The sequence below is a fragment of the Leifsonia sp. 71-9 genome (genome assembly GCF_001898805.1).
GTDB lineage: Bacteria > Actinomycetota > Actinomycetes > Actinomycetales > Microbacteriaceae > Leifsonia.
Genome location: NZ_MKVJ01000022.1, coordinates 233,687 through 249,222 on the forward strand (window position 1 = coordinate 233,687; position 15,536 = coordinate 249,222).

Consider the following 15,536-nt stretch of genomic DNA (forward strand, 5'->3'; position numbering starts at 1 on the left):
GCGTTCTCCTCGTTGACGGCCAGCGCGAACGCGTGCAGCCACTCGAGCGCGGTCGCGCGGCCCGGGTCGTCCTGCACGCGCTCGAGGTGCTCGCGCATGGCGGCGGCCCGGCGCGGCACCTGCAGGCCGCCCGGCAGCGTGCCCGTGCCGGCGAGGCCGTTGGCGACGCACTCGGCCATGGCCTCCCAGATCAGGTCCAGCCGCTCGACGGTGCGCTCCTCGCTGTGCAGCGCGGCCTCGTTGCGGCGGGCGACCTCGCAGATCGGGATGTCGAGCCGCTCGCAGATCGCCAGCAGCTCCACAGCGGTGTCGTAGGGGAGGGGGTGGGAGGCGCGCGCGGCCAGGTCGGCCTCCTCGCCGTCGCGGCGGATGAAGCCGCCGCCGATCGAGTAGTAGGTCTCCTCGCGGAGCGGGAGGGGTTCGCGTTCGCCGCTCTCGCCGCGGCCCCACGCGCGCAGCGTCAGCGCGTTCGGGTGGCCGGGCAGCCGGGTGCGCGGCTCGAAGTCGATGTCGTCGCGCGCGAAGGGGATCTCCCGCAAACCGGCGAGTGCGATGGTGGCGCCGTCGGGGAGGCCGCTCCAGGCGCCCCGGACGTCCTCCGGGCGGCAGTTCTCGGGCTCTAGGCCGCGCAGCCCGGCGACGACGGCGTCGGGGGTGCCGTGGCCGATCCCGGTGGAGCCGAGCGAGCCGTACAGCGTGCAGGTGACCTGGTCGATCCGGTCGAGGATGCCCTCGTCGTGCAGCCTCACCGCGAACGCGCGGGCGGCCCGGAGGGGTCCGACGGTGTGCGAACTCGAGGGACCGATACCGATCGAGAAGAGGTCGAAGGCCGAGACGTACGCTGTCACATCCCCAGTCTACGTCGGGCTGTGCGCACGGAATCGGCGTGCGGGCGGGAAACGGCGCAGGGATCGTGCGCGCCGACGCATCGCCGGCCACGACCGTCGCCGTGCTTGCACAGCCCCTTTCATCGCCGGCGCCGGGCTGTAAGCGCCGCGTAAGCGCGGTGCAAGCGGGCAGCGGCACCATCGAGACATCAACCGATCCGAAAGGAAGGACCACCATGACTCGCAGCTCCGAATGGGCGGTCGAAGCCCACGGGCTCGTCAAGGTCTTCGGCGACAACCGCGCGGTCGACGGCGTCGACCTGAACGTCCGCGCCGGCACCGTCTACGGTGTGCTGGGGCCGAACGGCGCCGGCAAGACCACCACCATCTCCATGCTCGCCACCCTGCTGAAGCCGGACGCGGGCGACGCCACCATCTTCGGCCACGACATCCGCAAGGAGCAGCAGATCGTGCGCCAGCTCCTCGGCGTGACGGCGCAGTTCGCGTCCGTCGACGAGACGCTGTCGGCCAACGAGAACCTGATGATCTTCGCCCGGCTGCTCGGGCTGAGCGGCCGGGAGGCCAAGGCCAAGACCGCCGAGCTCCTCGAGGAGTTCGGGCTCACGGACGCGGCCAAGCGCCCGCTCAAGAAGTTCTCCGGAGGCATGCGCCGCCGGCTCGACCTGGCCGCCAGCCTCATCGCACAGCCGCCGCTGATCTTCCTCGACGAGCCGACCACGGGTCTCGACCCGCGCACCCGCTCGCAGATGTGGGACACCATCCGGCGCCTCGTCTCCACCGGCTCCACCGTGCTGCTCACCACGCAGTACCTGGACGAGGCCGACCAGCTGGCCGACCGGATCGCCGTCATCGACCGCGGCCGCGTGGTCGCCGAGGGCACGAGCGACGAGCTCAAAGCCTCCGTCGGCGAGTCGTCGCTGCAGCTGCGCCTGGCCGACGCGGCGGACGTCGAGGACGCCCGCCGGGCCATCGGCACGGTGCTCGGTGTGGAGGCTGTCGTCTCCCCGGAGGGCGCACGCCTGACGGCCCCGATGCGCGACGCGGACGCGGTGACCGACCTGTTCATCACGTTCCGCGAGGCGGGCATCCACCTGGCGGAGATGTCCGTCCAGAAGCCGACCCTGGACGAGGTGTTCCTCACCCTCACGGGCCACGGCGTCGAAGAGCAGGACGCGGGCGCGGAGCCCACCGACACCGCCGAGAAGGCCGCAGCAGCAGAAGGAGTCCGGGCATGAGCGCCATCGCCACCATCACACCGCCCTCGGAGCGGAACCTGAAGAACCACGTCAGCGTGCGCCAGACCCTGGCCAACACGCTGACCATGGCCCGCCGCGGCCTCCTGAAGATCAAGCGGACGCCCGAGCAGCTGTTCGACGTCACGCTGCAGCCGATCATCTTCACCATCATGTTCGCGCTGCTGTTCGGCGGCGCGCTCGCCGGAGGGGTGAGCGCGTACCTGCCCTACCTGATCCCCGGGATCCTCGCCCAGACGGTGATCACGACCTCGGTCGTCACCGGCGTGCAGCTCCGGGAGGACATGGACAAGGGCGTGTTCGACCGGTTCAAGTCGATGCCGATCGCCCGCATCGCACCGCTCTCCGGCGCCCTGCTCGCGGACACCCTCCGCTACGCGATCGCGACGACCATCACGTTCCTCACCGGGTTCGTCATGGGCTGGCGCCCCGCTGCCGGGGTCGGCTTCGTCATCCTGGCCGGCCTGCTCGTCATCGTCTGCGCCTGGGCGATCAGCTGGATCTTCGCCTTCTTCGGCGTGATCGCCCGCACCGCGGGTTCTGTCCAGGGGATCTCGTTCCTCGTGCTCTTCCCGCTGACGTTCTTCTCGAACGCCTTCGTGCAGGCGAACACCCTCCCGGACTGGCTGCAGACCTTCGTGAACATCAACCCGGTGTCGCACCTGGTCACCGCGGTGCGGGATCTCGCCAACAACGGCACGTTCCCGGCCGACGGCTGGTGGGCACTGCTCGGCGCGGCGGTGATCGTGGCGGTCTTCGCCCCGCTCACCGTGCGGGCGTACATGCGCAAGGCCTAGGCCCCGCGCTCACGGACAGCGGCCGTCGCACCCTGTGGAGGGGTGCGGCGGCCGCTTGCTGCGTGGGGGCGTGGGGGCATGGGGCGTGCGTACACGCCCGCGTGCGCTGAGCGTGCCGCGATTCGTGGGGAGGCCCGCGGCCGCCTCAGCGGGCCGGCTTCGCCGAGCGCAGGAGCTCCAGGCCGCGCGCGGACGCCTCCTCGAGCGAGAGCCCCGAGGCCGCCTCCACGGCCGCCTCCAGACGCTCCGCACCCCAGGCGGCGACGATCGGAGCGGAGAGACGCTTGCGCTGCATGCTCGCCAAGTCCTGGCGCGAGTTCAGCCGCGCGGCCAGCCCGACCAGCTCGAGGCCGGTCGCCACCCACCGGTCGTCGCGACCGGCGGCCGTGCGCGGGTCGAGCATCCAGACGGCGTAGCCCAGGAGACCGCTGCCCAGCACGGGCTTGTCGACGTACCACGTGCTCAGCCGGGTGTAGACGAGCACGCGCACCCGGAGGCGCCGGGCGAGCTCGTCGGTGGCCTGCCAGGTCACCGTGCCCGGGGCGATCTCCTCGGGGCCGGCGGAGTGCGCGCGCACGTGCACGACCAGCTCGGCCGCGCCCAGCATCGTCATCCAGGGGTTGGTGAGGGTCTCGCGCTGGGCGGCGCCGTCGTCGACGAACACGCCGACGGCCTCCGCGTAGCGGCGCAGCCCCTCGGCCAGGTCGCCTTCCGCGAGAGCGATCTCGGCCATGCCGCCGTACCCGATGCCGTAGTAGTCGACGTAGTCGAAGCCGGTCCGGTCGACGTCCACGCTCAGGTAGGTGTCGAGCAGCGCGCGGCCGCGCGCGGTGTCGCCCACCGTGATGGAGTTGATCGCGATGAGCCAGTCGAGCTGGCGCAGGTCGCCCGCCGCCTGCAGGGGAGCGAGCCCGTCGTGGGCGCGCTGGGCCCAGCGCAGGGCCTCCTCCGGGTGCGCCAGCTGGCTGTGCAGCTGCGCGAGCGCCTGCGCGGCCGAGGCGGTCGACCAGGCGTCCTCGACCTCCTGCCCGAGCGTGTACGCCCGGCGCGCCTCGACGAGTCCCACCTGCAGTTCGCCGGCGTTCTCGTGCAGCTGGGCCAGCAGGAGGTTGCCCATCACGGCGACCTCGGGGTCGCTCGAGGCGGCATACTCGGCCAGCATCCGCATCCCGGGCTCGACCTTGCCTGCGACGGTGATGAGGCTCGACATCGCGTTCAGGCGCGGGTCGGTGAAGGCCCGCTCGCGTCGGAGGCGCTTGAGTCGCGCGATCGCGCGGACCGCCGTCCGCAGGTCGACGTAGAGGAAGGTGCCGCCGATGATGGTGAAGCAGACGGCGGCGTCCTCGCGCTCGCTGTCGACCGGCTCCCACCCCTCCAGCGCCGCCAGCACCGTCGGGCCGAACCCGAGCACCTCGGAGTGCGCACTGCGCAGCGACCAGTAGTAGGAGAGCAGGCCGAACACCGCGGCGACGGTGGCCGGGCGCGGGCCGTCGATGGCCGAGCGGAGCACCCCGACGAGGTTGTCCTGCTCGGCCGTCACCCGGCTGAAGGTCTGCACCAGCTCGCGGCCGTGCATCGTCTCCATGGCTCCGTGGGCGAACGCCACCGCCCATGCATCCATGCCGTCCCGCACGTCGTCGCCCTCGCCGGCCTCGGCCAGCTCGCGGTCGCCGAACTCGCGGACGGTCTCGAGCATCCGGTAGCGCAGGAGGCCGGTCGTCGCGTCCTCCGTCACGGTCACGAGCGACTGGGCGACCAGGGCGTCGAGGTCGTCGAGCACGGAGCTCGCACCCGGGCCGGCGACCGCCTCGGCCGCCTCGGCGCTGAACCCGTCGGGGAACACCGAGAGGCGCCGCAGGAGCGCCTGCTCGGAACCCGCGAGCAGGTTCCAGCTCCAGTCGATGACGGCGAAGAGGGTGCGGTGCCGCTCGGGCGCGGTGCGCTCGCCGCCGGTCAGCAGGGCGAAACGGTTGCTCAGCCGCCGCTCGATCTCCTCGACCGAGAGGGACCGGGTGCGCGCGGCGGCGAGCTCGATGGCCAGCGGGAGGCCGTCGAGCCGGTCGCAGAGCCGCGCGACCGTGTCGAGCGGCAGGACGACGCCGGGGCGGGCCGCGCGCGCCCGCTCGACGAACAGCTCGACCGCCGGCCCGCGCTCGGCGCTCGGCAGGGAGTCGAGGGGGTACACGCGCTCGGCGCCGATCGCCAGCGGCGAGCGGCTCGTGGCCAGCACGCGCACGGTGGTCGTCGCGTCCAGGATGTCGGCGATGTACGCCGCCGCCGCATCCACGATGTGCTCGCAGTTGTCGACGATGAGCAGCGTCTCGCGCTCGGCGAGCAGCCCCAGGATGCGGGAGTGGATGTCGACGAGCGCGCCCGGGTCGCCGGAGCGGGTGCTGCGTGCCTCCCGGATGCCGAGGGTCGAGGCGAAGGCCAGCTCGATGTCCTCGGCGCTGCGCACGCTCGCCAGCTCCACGAAGACGACGGCCGGGGTGTGGATGGCGCGGCGCCCGATTTCCTGCGCCAGCCGCGTCTTGCCCAGGCCGCCCGCGCCGAGGATGGTCGTCAGCCGGGAGGTCGCGATGAGGTCTTCGAGCGCCTGCAGGTCGTACTCGCGGCCGAGGAGGGCGTTCGGCGCGCTGCGCAGGCCGATGCGGACCTGCTTGCCCGCGTTCGGCTCCGGCTGGTCCTCCTCGGCGAGCAGGCGCGCGTTGTAGGCGACCAGCTCCGGGCCCGGCCGTGTGCCGAGCCGGTCGAGCAGCGTCTCCTTGAGCTCGGCGAACGCGAGCAGCGCCTCGCTGCGGCGGCCCGCGTCGGCGAGGGCGGCCATCCGCTCGAGCTGCAGCGACTCGTCGAGGGGATGCGTCTGCAGCAGAGCCGTGAGGTCGTCGAGCGCCGCGTCCGGGTCGCCCGCGGAGCGCAGCGCGTGGGACCGCACGAGCAGCAGCTCGTCGTGGAGGGTCGCGGCCGTGCGCGCCAGATCGTCGGCCAGCGGGGCGTCGCCGAGCTCGGCGCCGGGGTCGCCGCGCCACAGGCCGAGGGCGGCCGTCGCCTCCCGGACGGCCGCTCGCGCGTCGCCGGCGGCCAGCAGCTCGCGGGCCGCAGCCGCACGCTCGCGGGCGAGCCCGAGGTCGGTCTCCGCGGCGCGGATCGCCAGCGCGTAGCCGCCGGGTGTCGACTCCACCAGGCCGTCGGCGCTGGAGGTGCGCAGCCGCGACACAAGGGTCTGCAGGGCCGCCCGCTCCTGGCGCGGCGGAGCGTCGTCCCACAGGTCCGCCACCAGCGACGACACCGACACCGGGCCGTGCGCGAGGGTGAGCGCGACGAGGAGCCGCTTGGAGCGCGCGCCGGACGGCTCGGTCAGCGTGCCGGTGCGACCCTCGACCAGCACGGGGCCGAGGACGGCGACGCGGGGGGACGAAGGCGCGGACTCCACCCGCCGAGTTTAGCCAGCCGAGGGGGCCCGACGGGTGCGCACGCGCGTAGGCTCGGCCTCATGGCGTTCGACTGGTCGCAGTTCTACGAGCAGCAGGGCGGCCGCAGTGTGCGCCCCACGTTCGCGAGTGCACTCGGCGCGTGGACGGGGGAGCCCGGCGACGCGATCGACCTGGGGTGCGGGGACGGCGTGGAGGCGCGGCACCTCGCGAGCCGCGGCTGGCGCGTCCTGGCCATCGACTCCGACCCCGGTGTGGAGGAGCGGGTGGTGGTCGGCCTCACCCCGGAGCAGTCGTTGCTGCTCGACGTGCGCTCGGCCCCGTTCGAGTCGCTCGGCGACCTCCCGCCGGCCGACTTCGTCTACGCCGGCTTCGCGCTGCCGTTCTGCGACGCGGACCGCTTCCCCTATGTCTGGGCCGACATCCGCGACTCCCTGCGCCCGGGAGCACTGTTCGCGGGCGAGTTCTTCGGCCCGCACGACGACTGGTTCGGCCGCCCCGGCATGAACTTCCACGATCGTGCCGGGGTGACGGGCATGCTCGCCGGCATGGAGGTCCTCCAGCTCGCCGAGGACGACCGCCGCGGGATGTCGTTCGAGGGCCCCAAGCACTGGCACGTCTTCCACGTCATCGCCCGCGCCTGACCCCCCCCTCGCGATTTGTGCCAAATGTCGCGAATGCGCCGGCGATACCCCGCATTCGGCACAAATGTGCGGGGGAGCGACGCGGTTATACGAGTTATACTCGGAGCATGAAGACCGCGATCTCCCTCCCGGACGGCGACTTCGAGCGATTCGAGAAGGTCGCCGCGCAGCACGGACTGAACCGGTCGGCGTTCTACCGCCTGGCCGGGCAGCGGCTCGCCGACGAGTTGGAGGGCGCCGGCGATCTCACCCGCCTGGCCGATCGTGCGATCGCTGAGGCGGGACAGCCGTCCGGCGACGGGCTCTTCACTCGTGAGGCAGCCCGGGTGGTCGGCGAGGGCGCCGACTGGTGATCGGGCGTGGTGACGTCGTCTGGGTCGACTTCGGCTACCCGCGCGGCTCGGAGCCCGCGAAGGTCCGGCCCGCGGTCGTCATCCAGGACGGTTGGCTCCTCGCTTCGACGATCAGCACCGTCCTGGTGGTTCCGTTGACGTCGAATACGGCGCTGGAACGATTCCCCGGCAACGTCCTGATCCCGGCCGAGGCCGTGGGCCTCGACAAGGACTCGGTGGCGCTGGTGACGCAGATCGGACCGGTGGATCGGGATTTCGTGGATCCGTATCCTGTCGGGCGTCTCCCCGGCTACCTCCTGAACCAGATCGGTGCCGGAGTCCGCCTCGCGACGGGGCTGTGAGCCCGCCCGACATTTGTGCCAAATGTCGCGAATGCGCCGGCGATACCCCGCATTCGGCACAAATGTGCGGGGGAGCGACGCCCCTCGACCCCGCGCACCGGTATCCCGGCACGCGCGGCGCGTCAGCGCAGGGTCTTGCGCGCCGTGATCTGGCCGGTGTCGAAGCCGAGCAGGTGCAGGCCGCCGTGGAAGCGGGCGTGCTCGATCTTGATGCAGCGGTCCATGACCACGGTGAGGCCCTTCGACTCGCCGTACTCGGCGGCCTCCTGGTTCCAGATGCCCAGCTGGACCCACACCGTCGGCGCGCCGACCGCGATGGCCTCGTCGATGACGGCGGGGATGTCGCTGGGCTTGCGGAACACGTCCACGATGTCCGGCACCTCGGGCAGCGAGGCGAGGTCAGGGTAGGCGGGCCGGCCCAGGATGGCGTCGGCGTTGGGGTTCACGAAGTACACGCGGAAGTCGCTCGACTGCTGCAGGTACGTGCCCACGAAGTAGCTGGAGCGCGCCGGGTTCGGCGAGGCGCCGACGATGGCGACGGACTTCGCGCCGCGCAGGATCTTGAGACGCTCTTTGGCGTCGGGGCCGATCCAGGTGCGCTGCGACTTCAGCAGCTTCGCCAGCGGGGAGTCGGCGGGGAGGGAGCAGCTCAGTCCGTTGACGAGCTGGACCTCGGTGGTGTCGGTCGCGCTCATGCTCACGCCTCCTTGACGGCCTCGGTGAGGGCCTGATCGAGATCGTAGATGATGTCGTCGGCGTCTTCGATGCCGACGCTGATGCGCACGACGCCGGGCAGCACGCCCGCGTCGAGCAGCTGCTGCTCGGTGAGCTGCGCGTGGGTGGTGGAGGCGGGATGGATGACCAGCGTCTTGGCGTCGCCGATGTTGGCGAGGTGGCTGGCCAGGTTCACCGACTCGATGAGCTTCTGGCCGACCGCGCGGCCGCCCTTCACGACGAAGCTGAACACGCTGCCTGCACCGGCGGGGAGGTACTTGCGAGCGCGGTCGTGGTGCGGGTGGTTCGGCAGGCCCGCCCAGTAGACGTGCTCGATGCGGGGGTCGGCCTCCAGCCACTCCGCCACCTTCCGCGCGTTGTCGACGTGCGCCTGGATGCGGTACGGCAGGGTCTCGACACCCTGTGCGAGCAGGAAGGCGGAGTGCGGGGCGAGCGACGGGCCGATGTCGCGCAGCTGCTCCGCGCGCAGCCGGGTCAGGAACGCGTACTCGCCGAAGTTGCCCGACCACTGCAGCCCGCCGTACGACGGGACCGGCTCGGCGAAGAGGGGGAAGCGCTCCGAGTGCCAGTCGAACCGCCCGCTCTCGACCACCACGCCGCCGAGGGTGGTGCCGTGGCCGCCGAGGAACTTGGTGGCCGAGTGGATGACGATGTCGGCTCCCCACTCGATCGGCCGGTTGAGGTACGGGGTGGCGATGGTGGAGTCGATGGCGAGCGGCACGCCGGCGGCGTGCGCGACGTCGGCGAGGCCCTCGATGTCGGCGATCTCGCCGGAGGGGTTCGCGACGGTCTCGGCGAAGACGACCTTGGTCTTGTCGGTGATCGCGGCGGCGTAGTCGGCCGGGTCCGAGCTCTGGATGAACGTCGTCTCGACGCCGAACCGGCGCAGCGTGACGTCGAGCTGGGTGATCGAGCCGCCGTAGAGGTTGGCGGAGGCGACGATGTGGTCGCCCGCGCCGGCGAGCGAGGCGAAGGTGATGTACTGGGCGCTCAGTCCCGAGGCGGTGGCGACGGCGCCGAGGCCGCCCTCCAGGCTCGCGATGCGCTCCTCGAACGACGCGACGGTCGGGTTCGCCAGGCGGGAGTAGATGTTCCCGTACTTCTGCAGCGCGAAGCGCGCTGCCGCGTCGGCGGTGTCGTCGAAGACGAACGCGCTGGTCTGGTAGATCGGCAGCGCCCGGGCTCCCGTCACGGGGTCGGGGATGTTGCCCGCGTGGATCGCACGCGTGCGGAAACCGTATTCGCGATCTGCCATGCGCTCACGCTACCGGACCCTCCCGACGCAGCCGGAGGCGCCGCCGTAACAGTCGTAACAGAGCGAAACGGAGCCTTGCCACCCCGTTGTGGTACACTCGTACTAGATCGCCGCGAGCGCGATCCCGGACGACGGTTCAGTACCCGGTGCGCGACAAGACTGGCCAGGGAGACCGTCGTCATGTCGTGGATCGTCCTCATCCTCTCCGGTGTGCTCGAGGCCGTCTGGGCCACCGCCCTCGGCAAGACCGAGGGGTTCACCCGCCTCTGGCCGTCCGTGATCTTCGGCGTCGGCCTCCTCGCCTCCATGGGCGGTCTCGCCTTCGCCATGCGCGAGATCTCCACCGGCACCGCGTACGCGGTCTGGGTCGGGATCGGCGCGGCGCTGACCGTCCTCTACGCCTCGATCTTCGGCGGCGAAGGGTTCTCCCTCGTGAAGGTGCTGCTCATCCTGGGCCTCGTCGGCTGCGTGGTCGGCCTCAAGCTCGTCGACCACTGACCCGGCGGGCACGCCTTACAGCGCCCCCCGCGGCGCGGCCTTCACAGCGCGCCGAGCAGCCGCGCCCCGTCGGGCACGCCCAGCCCGGTGCAGGCGTCCCAGCCCGCCGCCGCGGTGTAGGCGCCGTTGTCGCCCTGCGTGATGTCGCGGAAGCCCGCTGCCACCTGCCCGGCCCGCACCGAGTCGTACAGCGCCGGCTGAGCGAGCCCGAGCGGCTTGCCCGTCTTCTGCACGAGCCGGGCGACGAGGGCGGCCCAGAGCGGTGCGACCGCGCTGGTGCCGCCGATGACGGTGTCCTTCCCGTCCACCCGCACGCGGTAGCCGGTCTGCGGATCCGCGACCGCGGAGACGTCGGGCACCCCGCGTCCGCCCGGCCCGTTCGCGCTGCCGCCGGCGTCCGCGCCGCCCGCGCCCGCGGGCACCCCGACACCGCCCTGCCACGAGGGGAGAGGGAAGACCGCGCTCACGCCGCCGCCGGTCGCACCGCCTCCCGAGCCGTTGTTCCAGACCGTCTCGCTGCTGACCGCGCCGGTGGAGCCGTTCGCCTCCAGCCGAGTGCCGCCGCAGGCGAGGGCGTGCGGGGAGGAGGCGGGGAAGTCGACGTGCGCCGCGCCGTCGCCCACCCGGTCGCTGCTGCCGTCGTCGCCGGCCGCGACGGTGGTCGTCGCACCGAGTGCCGCCGCATCCTGCAGCGCCTCGTCGAAGGCGGTGCGGGCCTGCGCCGTCCACTGGTCCTCGGCCTGCCCCCAGCTGATGCTGATGGCGGCGGGAGTGGGGGAGGCGTGCGCCGCCGTCGTCACCGCGTCCAAGAACCCGGCGTCGGTGTTGGGGGCGAAGTACACGACGAGCGAGGCGCCCGGCGCCAGCGCTCCCGCGACCTCGATGTCGAGCATCACTTCGCCGTCGGCGCCGTTCGGGTCCGCCCCCGGCTGGTTCGCGCCGCCGTCCACCCCGATCGCCGTCACCGAGGGCGTCGGGAGGCCGAGGCCCGTGAAGTAGGTGTCGAGATCCGCCTGCTCGTAGCCGCCGCCGAGCTCGATGATCGCGATGGTCTGCCCGCTGCCGTCCGTCCCCGCGGGGAAGTCGTAGACGGTGCCGAGCTCGGGAGGCGTGTAGCTGACCGACACGGCGGCCGGGCGAGCGATGCGGAACTGCGCCCGCGCCTGCGGCCGGTCGTCGAGGCCGAGGACGGCGCTCACCACGCCGCCGAGCGCGCGCGGGATGCTGAGGCCGCCGGAGCGCTGCCGGTACGGAGCCCCCGCCTCGTCGCCGGAATCGGCGGGCGCGGAGCGCGCCAGATCCGTCCCGAAGACCCGCGCGACGATCCGGGCCGGACCGCTCACGCGCACCGTGCGCCGGGCGGCATCCGCCTCGTCGACCGAGAGCCCGAGCGCACTCAGCGTCGTGCTCACGAGCTCCACGTCGGCCGGGTCGGCGCCGTAGCGCTCGGCCAGTTCGTCGCGGCTCAGCCGGGTGGTGAAGGCGCTCTCCGGCAGCTCCGCGCGGCGGCGCAGCACGAGGGTCGCGGACACCACCGCGTCCGGGTCCAGGGCGCCGTGGGCACGGTAGCCCGGGCGCTCCGGTCGCTCGCTCCCGGGCAGGGGGACGAGGTCGAGATGGTCGAGCCGGTCATCGCCGGGCAGCTCCGCGTCGGTCATACCCACGGTCTACACCCGCCGGCCGACAGTGCCCATGGGCGAGGAGGCGAAAACCGGTCGCTACACCCAGCTCGGCAGCCACATGTGCATCTGCCAGAACCAGAACGGGATCTGCTCGCCGGTCCAGATCGGCCAGAAGAAGATGCTGAGCACGGCCGACGCCACCAGGAACACGGTGACCCAGGCGATCCCGCGCCGCCGTCGTGGCGTGGGATCCGTGCGTCTGCCGAGGACCACCGCGATCGCGGCCGCGAGGCCCAGGATCAGATACGGCTCGAACGCGATCGAGTAGAACTGGAAGATCGTGCGGTTGATGTAGAGCAGCCACGGAAGGTAGCCGGCGGCGAGTCCGGTCAGGATGAGGCCGAGCCGCCAATCCCGGTACCGCGCCAACCGGTAGATCAGGTAGAACACCGCCGCAGCGCCCGCCCACCAGATGAGGGGGTTGCCGAGGGAGGTGATCGCGGCCGAGCAGCTCGAGACGTCGCAGCCGCCCTGCCCCTGCGTGGTGCCGACGTAGTACATGCTCGTCGGGCGGATCATGAACAGCCAGGTCAGCGGGTTCGACTGGTACGGGTGCGGCACGTGCAGGTTGATGCTGTAGTTGTACATCTGGGTCTGGTAGTACCAGAGGTTCTGCGCCCACAGCGGCACCCAGCTGAACAGGCCCGTCCACTGCATATGCGTCGACTCGGCCCAGTGCCGGTAGTAGCCGCCGTCGGTGACGATCCACCCCGTCCACGTCGACACGTAGACGACGAACGCGATCGGGACCATGAGCACGAACGTCGCCGGGCCCTGCTTGAGGGCGGCGCCGCTCAGGTAGAAGGCGAGGCCGGCGCGACGGCGCGCCACCGCATCCACCACCACCGTGTAGACGGCGAAGAACGCGAGGAAGTAGAAGCCGCTCCACTTGACCCCCGCGCACAGCCCGCACAGGATGCCCGCGGCGATCAGCCAGGGCCGCCACCAGAGCACCGGCCCCCAGGCGGGATCCCGACCCGCCGAGCGTGCCGCGGAGACCGCCGCCGCGAGCCGGGTCGCATGCCATCGCCGGTCCAGGAGGATGCAGCCGAAGGCGAGGAGGCCGAAGAACATCACCGAGTTGTCGAGCAGCGCCACCCGGCTCATCACGATCGCGTGGCCGTCGATCGCCATCAGGAAGCCGGCGATGGCCGCGATGACGGTCGAGGTGAACAGGGCGCGGGCGATGAGGAAGACCACCAGCACGGCGAGGATCCCGACGACCGCGGTCGACACGCGCCAGCCGAACGAGTTGCCGGCACCCGTCGCCGCCATCCCGAGCGCGATGATCCATTTGCCGAGCGGGGGATGCGCGACGAACGACGGCGACGACGTGAAGATGTCCGTGTTGCCGGCGGCGAACTGCTGGTCGGCCTTGTCCGGCCAGCTGCCCTCGTAGCCGAGGTGCGAGAGCGACCAGGCGTCCTTGACGTAGAACGTCTCGTCGAACACCAGCGCGTGCGGGGATCCCAGGTCCCACAACCGCAGCACCGCCGCGAGCAGGGTCACGCCGATCGGCGCCCCCCAGTACCAGATCCGCAACCGGGTCGGCGTGCGCAGCACACGCGCCCACCAGTCGTCGATGCGGCTGCCGATCGGCCCGGGCGCGGCGTGCGCGGGGACGGGATCGGTGACGGGAAGCGAACTCACCAGGCAATCGTACGGGGAGCGGCCGCGCGGGGCGCCGACCGCGCCGCCTGTCAGACTGAGGACATGATCATCCTGGCCGCGACCCCCATCGGCAACCTCGGCGACGCCTCCGCCCGCCTGGTCGAGGTGCTGTCCGCAGCGCCGATCGTCGCCGCCGAGGACACCCGGGTCGCGCAGCGGCTCCTGGCGGGCCTCGGGGTGGAGAACCGCCCGCGGCTCATCGCCCTGCACGACCACAACGAGCGCGACCGGGCGGGCGAGCTCGTGGAGCTCGCCCGCGAGCAGGATGTCGTGGTGCTCTCCGACGCCGGGATGCCCACCGTCTCCGACCCCGGGTTCCATCTGGTCGAGACGGCCGCGGCGGCGGGCGTCGGCGTGACCGCCCTTCCCGGACCCTCCGCGGTGCTGACGGCGCTCGCCGTGTCCGGCCTGCCGACGGACCGCTTCACCTTCGAGGGCTTCCTCCCGCGCAAGCCGGGGGAGCGGTCGTCGGCGCTGCGCGCGCTCGCCGCGGAGCCGCGCACGATGGTGTTCTTCGAGTCGCCCAACCGCATCGCCGCCTCCCTCACCGCCATGGCGGAGGAGCTCGGCGCCGACCGTCGTGTCGTCGTCTGCCGCGAGCTCACCAAGCTCTTCGAGGAGGTGCGCCGGGGCACCGCCGCCGAGCTCGCCGCCTGGGCCGCCGAGGGGGTGCGCGGCGAGATCGCGGTCGTCGTCGCCGGCGCGCCGGCCCGCGCCGTCGACCCGGAGTCCGCGCTCGAGCAGGTGCTCGCCCTCGTCGCCGCCGGGACCCGGCTCAAGGACGCCGCCGCCGAGGTCTCGGAGGCCACCGGTCTCGGCCGCCGCGACCTGTATCAGGCCGCGCTGGAGCGCAAGGGCCGCTGATCCGGCGGTCCGCTGCGGGACCCGGCCAGGCAGTGTCAGGTCGGAGTCGGCCGATACCGCACGGCGACCGCGCCCGAACGGAACTCCTGTCGGTGCACGGCGTCGAGCCGGATGCTGTCGTGCAGACCGGCGAGCAGGGTCGGGCCGCGACCGGCGAGCACCGGCTGCACGACGAATTCGTATTCGTCGATCAGCCCGAGCCCGGCGAGAGCGGTCGGCAGGGTGACGCCACCCACCCACAGGCCCTCCCCGGGTTCCTCCTTGAGTCGCCGCACCGCCTTGGCCGGGTCGGCTCCCACCAGTTCGGCGTTCCAGTCGACCTCGCGCAGGGTGCTCGACACGACGTACTTCTTCGCCTTGTCGATCGCCTCGGCGAAGGGGATCTGCCAGTCCGGCATGCCGTCGGGCCAGGCGCCCGACGCCGGCCTCCGCCACGCCGACTGCATCATCTCGTAGGTGACCCGGCCGAACAGCAGCGCGTCGGCCCGCTCCAGCTGCGCGGCCCAGTAGGCCATCGACTCGGCATCGGGCGGCAACCCGACCTCGTGGGACGCGGATCCGTCCAGCGTGACATTGATGGAGTATCGCAGCGGCCTCATCCCGGTGCCTTCCTGATGTCGATCCATCATCGTGCGAGCAACACGGTGATCGCCTCTCGCCCCCACTGTATGTGCGTGCGGTGCTCCTGGACAGGAGGTCCGCCCTGGCGGTTATGCTGACCCGGTGACCGACTTCTTCTCAGCCGATGCGGATGCCGATCTCGCCGTTGCGCGGATCGAGGAGCAGATCGCCGAGGCGCAGGAACGTGCCCGGCGGGCCGGCGAGGTCCGGCAGGAGATCGATGCGCTCCGCGGTTCGGCGACGTCGCCCCGCCGGGAGCTCACCGTGACCGTGGATGCGAGCGGCCGGCTCGTCGCCGTGGACGTGGACGACGCCGCCTACCGGCTGTCCCCGCGCGATCTCGGCTGGCTCATCGTCGAGACGGCGAACGCCGCGCAGCGCCAGGCGGGGGCCAAGGCCGTCGAGCTGGCGAGCGAGGCGTTCGGCGAGGAGTCCGGTATCGTGGCGCACCTGCGCGACGAGGTCGAGCGGTCGACGCGTCCAGCCGCCGGGGGAACGGGTGTCGGGACGCGGATCCAGGACTGAGATCCGGCGCTGAAGGGG

General features: G+C 72.2%; 15 protein-coding genes and 1 riboswitch. Of the genes, 8 read left to right on the forward strand and 7 right to left on the reverse strand.

Annotated elements, in window-relative coordinates; translation table 11 throughout:
* A partial coding sequence (locus tag BGO91_RS21165) for a serine dehydratase beta chain (protein ID WP_290474725.1) occupies window positions 1-848 on the reverse strand: 848 nt, incomplete at its 3' end.
* Window positions 849-1,063: 215 nt separating this feature from the next.
* On the opposite strand from BGO91_RS21165, the gene BGO91_RS21170 reads away from it, so the two are divergent.
* The gene (locus BGO91_RS21170; protein ID WP_290474710.1) at window positions 1,064-2,083 is read left to right on the forward strand and encodes an ATP-binding cassette domain-containing protein; all 1,020 of its coding nucleotides are present in this window, start codon (window positions 1,064-1,066) and stop codon (window positions 2,081-2,083) included.
* The gene (locus tag BGO91_RS21175; RefSeq protein WP_290474711.1) at window positions 2,080-2,898 is read left to right on the forward strand and encodes an ABC transporter permease; all 819 of its coding nucleotides are present in this window, start codon (window positions 2,080-2,082) and stop codon (window positions 2,896-2,898) included. The genes BGO91_RS21170 and BGO91_RS21175 overlap by 4 nt, the downstream gene beginning before the upstream one ends.
* A gap of 145 nt (window positions 2,899-3,043) precedes the next feature.
* Here BGO91_RS21175 and BGO91_RS21180 read toward each other — a convergent pair whose 3' ends face one another.
* Complete coding sequence (locus tag BGO91_RS21180) at window positions 3,044-6,331, reverse strand: BTAD domain-containing putative transcriptional regulator (protein WP_290474712.1); 3,288 nt, start codon at window positions 6,329-6,331, stop codon at window positions 3,044-3,046.
* A 60-nt stretch (window positions 6,332-6,391) separates the two neighbouring features.
* Here BGO91_RS21180 and BGO91_RS21185 point away from each other — a divergent pair, with 60 nt between their 5' ends.
* From BGO91_RS21185 to BGO91_RS21195, 3 genes are all read left to right on the forward strand, one after another.
* Window positions 6,392-6,973 (forward strand): methyltransferase domain-containing protein, encoded by a 582-nt coding sequence (locus BGO91_RS21185; protein ID WP_290474713.1) that lies wholly within the window; start codon window positions 6,392-6,394, stop codon window positions 6,971-6,973.
* Window positions 6,974-7,080: 107 nt separating this feature from the next.
* Window positions 7,081-7,326 carry a CopG family transcriptional regulator gene (locus tag BGO91_RS21190; protein ID WP_290474714.1) on the forward strand — a complete coding sequence of 82 codons (246 nt, stop codon included), beginning with the start codon at window positions 7,081-7,083 and terminating at the stop codon, window positions 7,324-7,326.
* A complete protein-coding gene (locus tag BGO91_RS21195; RefSeq protein WP_290474715.1) occupies window positions 7,323-7,667 on the forward strand; it encodes a type II toxin-antitoxin system PemK/MazF family toxin in 345 nt (114 codons plus the stop codon). The genes BGO91_RS21190 and BGO91_RS21195 overlap by 4 nt, the downstream gene beginning before the upstream one ends.
* A 122-nt stretch (window positions 7,668-7,789) precedes the next feature.
* Here the strand turns inward: BGO91_RS21195 and BGO91_RS21200 are convergent, their stop codons facing one another.
* A complete protein-coding gene (locus BGO91_RS21200) occupies window positions 7,790-8,362 on the reverse strand; it encodes a CoA-binding protein (RefSeq protein ID WP_290474716.1) in 573 nt (190 codons plus the stop codon).
* 2 nt (window positions 8,363-8,364) lie between these two features.
* Window positions 8,365-9,657, reverse strand: a complete 1,293-nt coding sequence (locus BGO91_RS21205; protein ID WP_179701698.1) for an O-acetylhomoserine aminocarboxypropyltransferase/cysteine synthase family protein — start codon at window positions 9,655-9,657, stop codon at window positions 8,365-8,367.
* 101 nt (window positions 9,658-9,758) lie between these two features.
* A riboswitch (guanidine-III (ykkC-III) riboswitch) is annotated at window positions 9,759-9,825 on the forward strand.
* A gap of 12 nt (window positions 9,826-9,837) precedes the next feature.
* Between BGO91_RS21205 and BGO91_RS21210 the strand changes: the two genes are divergently transcribed.
* A complete protein-coding gene (locus tag BGO91_RS21210) occupies window positions 9,838-10,155 on the forward strand; it encodes a multidrug efflux SMR transporter (RefSeq protein ID WP_290474717.1) in 318 nt (105 codons plus the stop codon).
* Window positions 10,156-10,196: 41 nt separating this feature from the next.
* Here BGO91_RS21210 and BGO91_RS21215 read toward each other — a convergent pair whose 3' ends face one another.
* Window positions 10,197-11,813, reverse strand: coding sequence for a S53 family peptidase (locus tag BGO91_RS21215; RefSeq protein WP_290474718.1), 1,617 nt, complete (start codon window positions 11,811-11,813; stop codon window positions 10,197-10,199).
* A gap of 60 nt (window positions 11,814-11,873) precedes the next feature.
* The gene (locus BGO91_RS21220; protein WP_290474719.1) at window positions 11,874-13,487 is read right to left on the reverse strand and encodes a phospholipid carrier-dependent glycosyltransferase; all 1,614 of its coding nucleotides are present in this window, start codon (window positions 13,485-13,487) and stop codon (window positions 11,874-11,876) included.
* 63 nt (window positions 13,488-13,550) lie between these two features.
* Here BGO91_RS21220 and rsmI point away from each other — a divergent pair, with 63 nt between their 5' ends.
* Window positions 13,551-14,372 (forward strand): 16S rRNA (cytidine(1402)-2'-O)-methyltransferase, encoded by an 822-nt coding sequence (gene rsmI, locus BGO91_RS21225; RefSeq protein ID WP_290474720.1) that lies wholly within the window; start codon window positions 13,551-13,553, stop codon window positions 14,370-14,372.
* A gap of 35 nt (window positions 14,373-14,407) precedes the next feature.
* Here rsmI and BGO91_RS21230 read toward each other — a convergent pair whose 3' ends face one another.
* Window positions 14,408-14,971: a dihydrofolate reductase family protein gene (locus BGO91_RS21230; RefSeq protein ID WP_290474721.1), complete on the reverse strand. Its 564-nt coding sequence runs from the start codon at window positions 14,969-14,971 to the stop codon at window positions 14,408-14,410.
* A 124-nt stretch (window positions 14,972-15,095) separates the two neighbouring features.
* On the opposite strand from BGO91_RS21230, the gene BGO91_RS21235 reads away from it, so the two are divergent.
* Entirely contained in the window at window positions 15,096-15,518 is a 423-nt protein-coding gene (locus BGO91_RS21235; RefSeq protein ID WP_290474722.1) for a YbaB/EbfC family nucleoid-associated protein, read from the forward strand.
* The last annotated feature ends 18 nt before the right edge of the window (window positions 15,519-15,536 follow it).

Excerpts from the sequence above, each read along its gene's own strand:
- BGO91_RS21170 (WP_290474710.1), top strand. The coding sequence starts at position 1,064 with ATGACTCGCAGCTCCGAATGGGCGGTCGAAGCCCACGGGCTCGTCAAG.
- BGO91_RS21175 (WP_290474711.1), top strand. The coding sequence starts at position 2,080 with ATGAGCGCCATCGCCACCATCACACCGCCCTCGGAGCGGAACCTGAAG.
- BGO91_RS21185 (WP_290474713.1), top strand. The coding sequence starts at position 6,392 with ATGGCGTTCGACTGGTCGCAGTTCTACGAGCAGCAGGGCGGCCGCAGT.
- BGO91_RS21190 (WP_290474714.1), top strand. The coding sequence starts at position 7,081 with ATGAAGACCGCGATCTCCCTCCCGGACGGCGACTTCGAGCGATTCGAG.
- BGO91_RS21200 (WP_290474716.1), bottom strand. The coding sequence starts at position 8,362 with ATGAGCGCGACCGACACCACCGAGGTCCAGCTCGTCAACGGACTGAGC.
- BGO91_RS21205 (WP_179701698.1), bottom strand. The coding sequence starts at position 9,657 with ATGGCAGATCGCGAATACGGTTTCCGCACGCGTGCGATCCACGCGGGC.
- BGO91_RS21210 (WP_290474717.1), top strand. The coding sequence starts at position 9,838 with ATGTCGTGGATCGTCCTCATCCTCTCCGGTGTGCTCGAGGCCGTCTGG.
- BGO91_RS21215 (WP_290474718.1), bottom strand. The coding sequence starts at position 11,813 with ATGACCGACGCGGAGCTGCCCGGCGATGACCGGCTCGACCATCTCGAC.
- rsmI (WP_290474720.1), top strand. The coding sequence starts at position 13,551 with ATGATCATCCTGGCCGCGACCCCCATCGGCAACCTCGGCGACGCCTCC.
- BGO91_RS21230 (WP_290474721.1), bottom strand. The coding sequence starts at position 14,971 with ATGAGGCCGCTGCGATACTCCATCAATGTCACGCTGGACGGATCCGCG.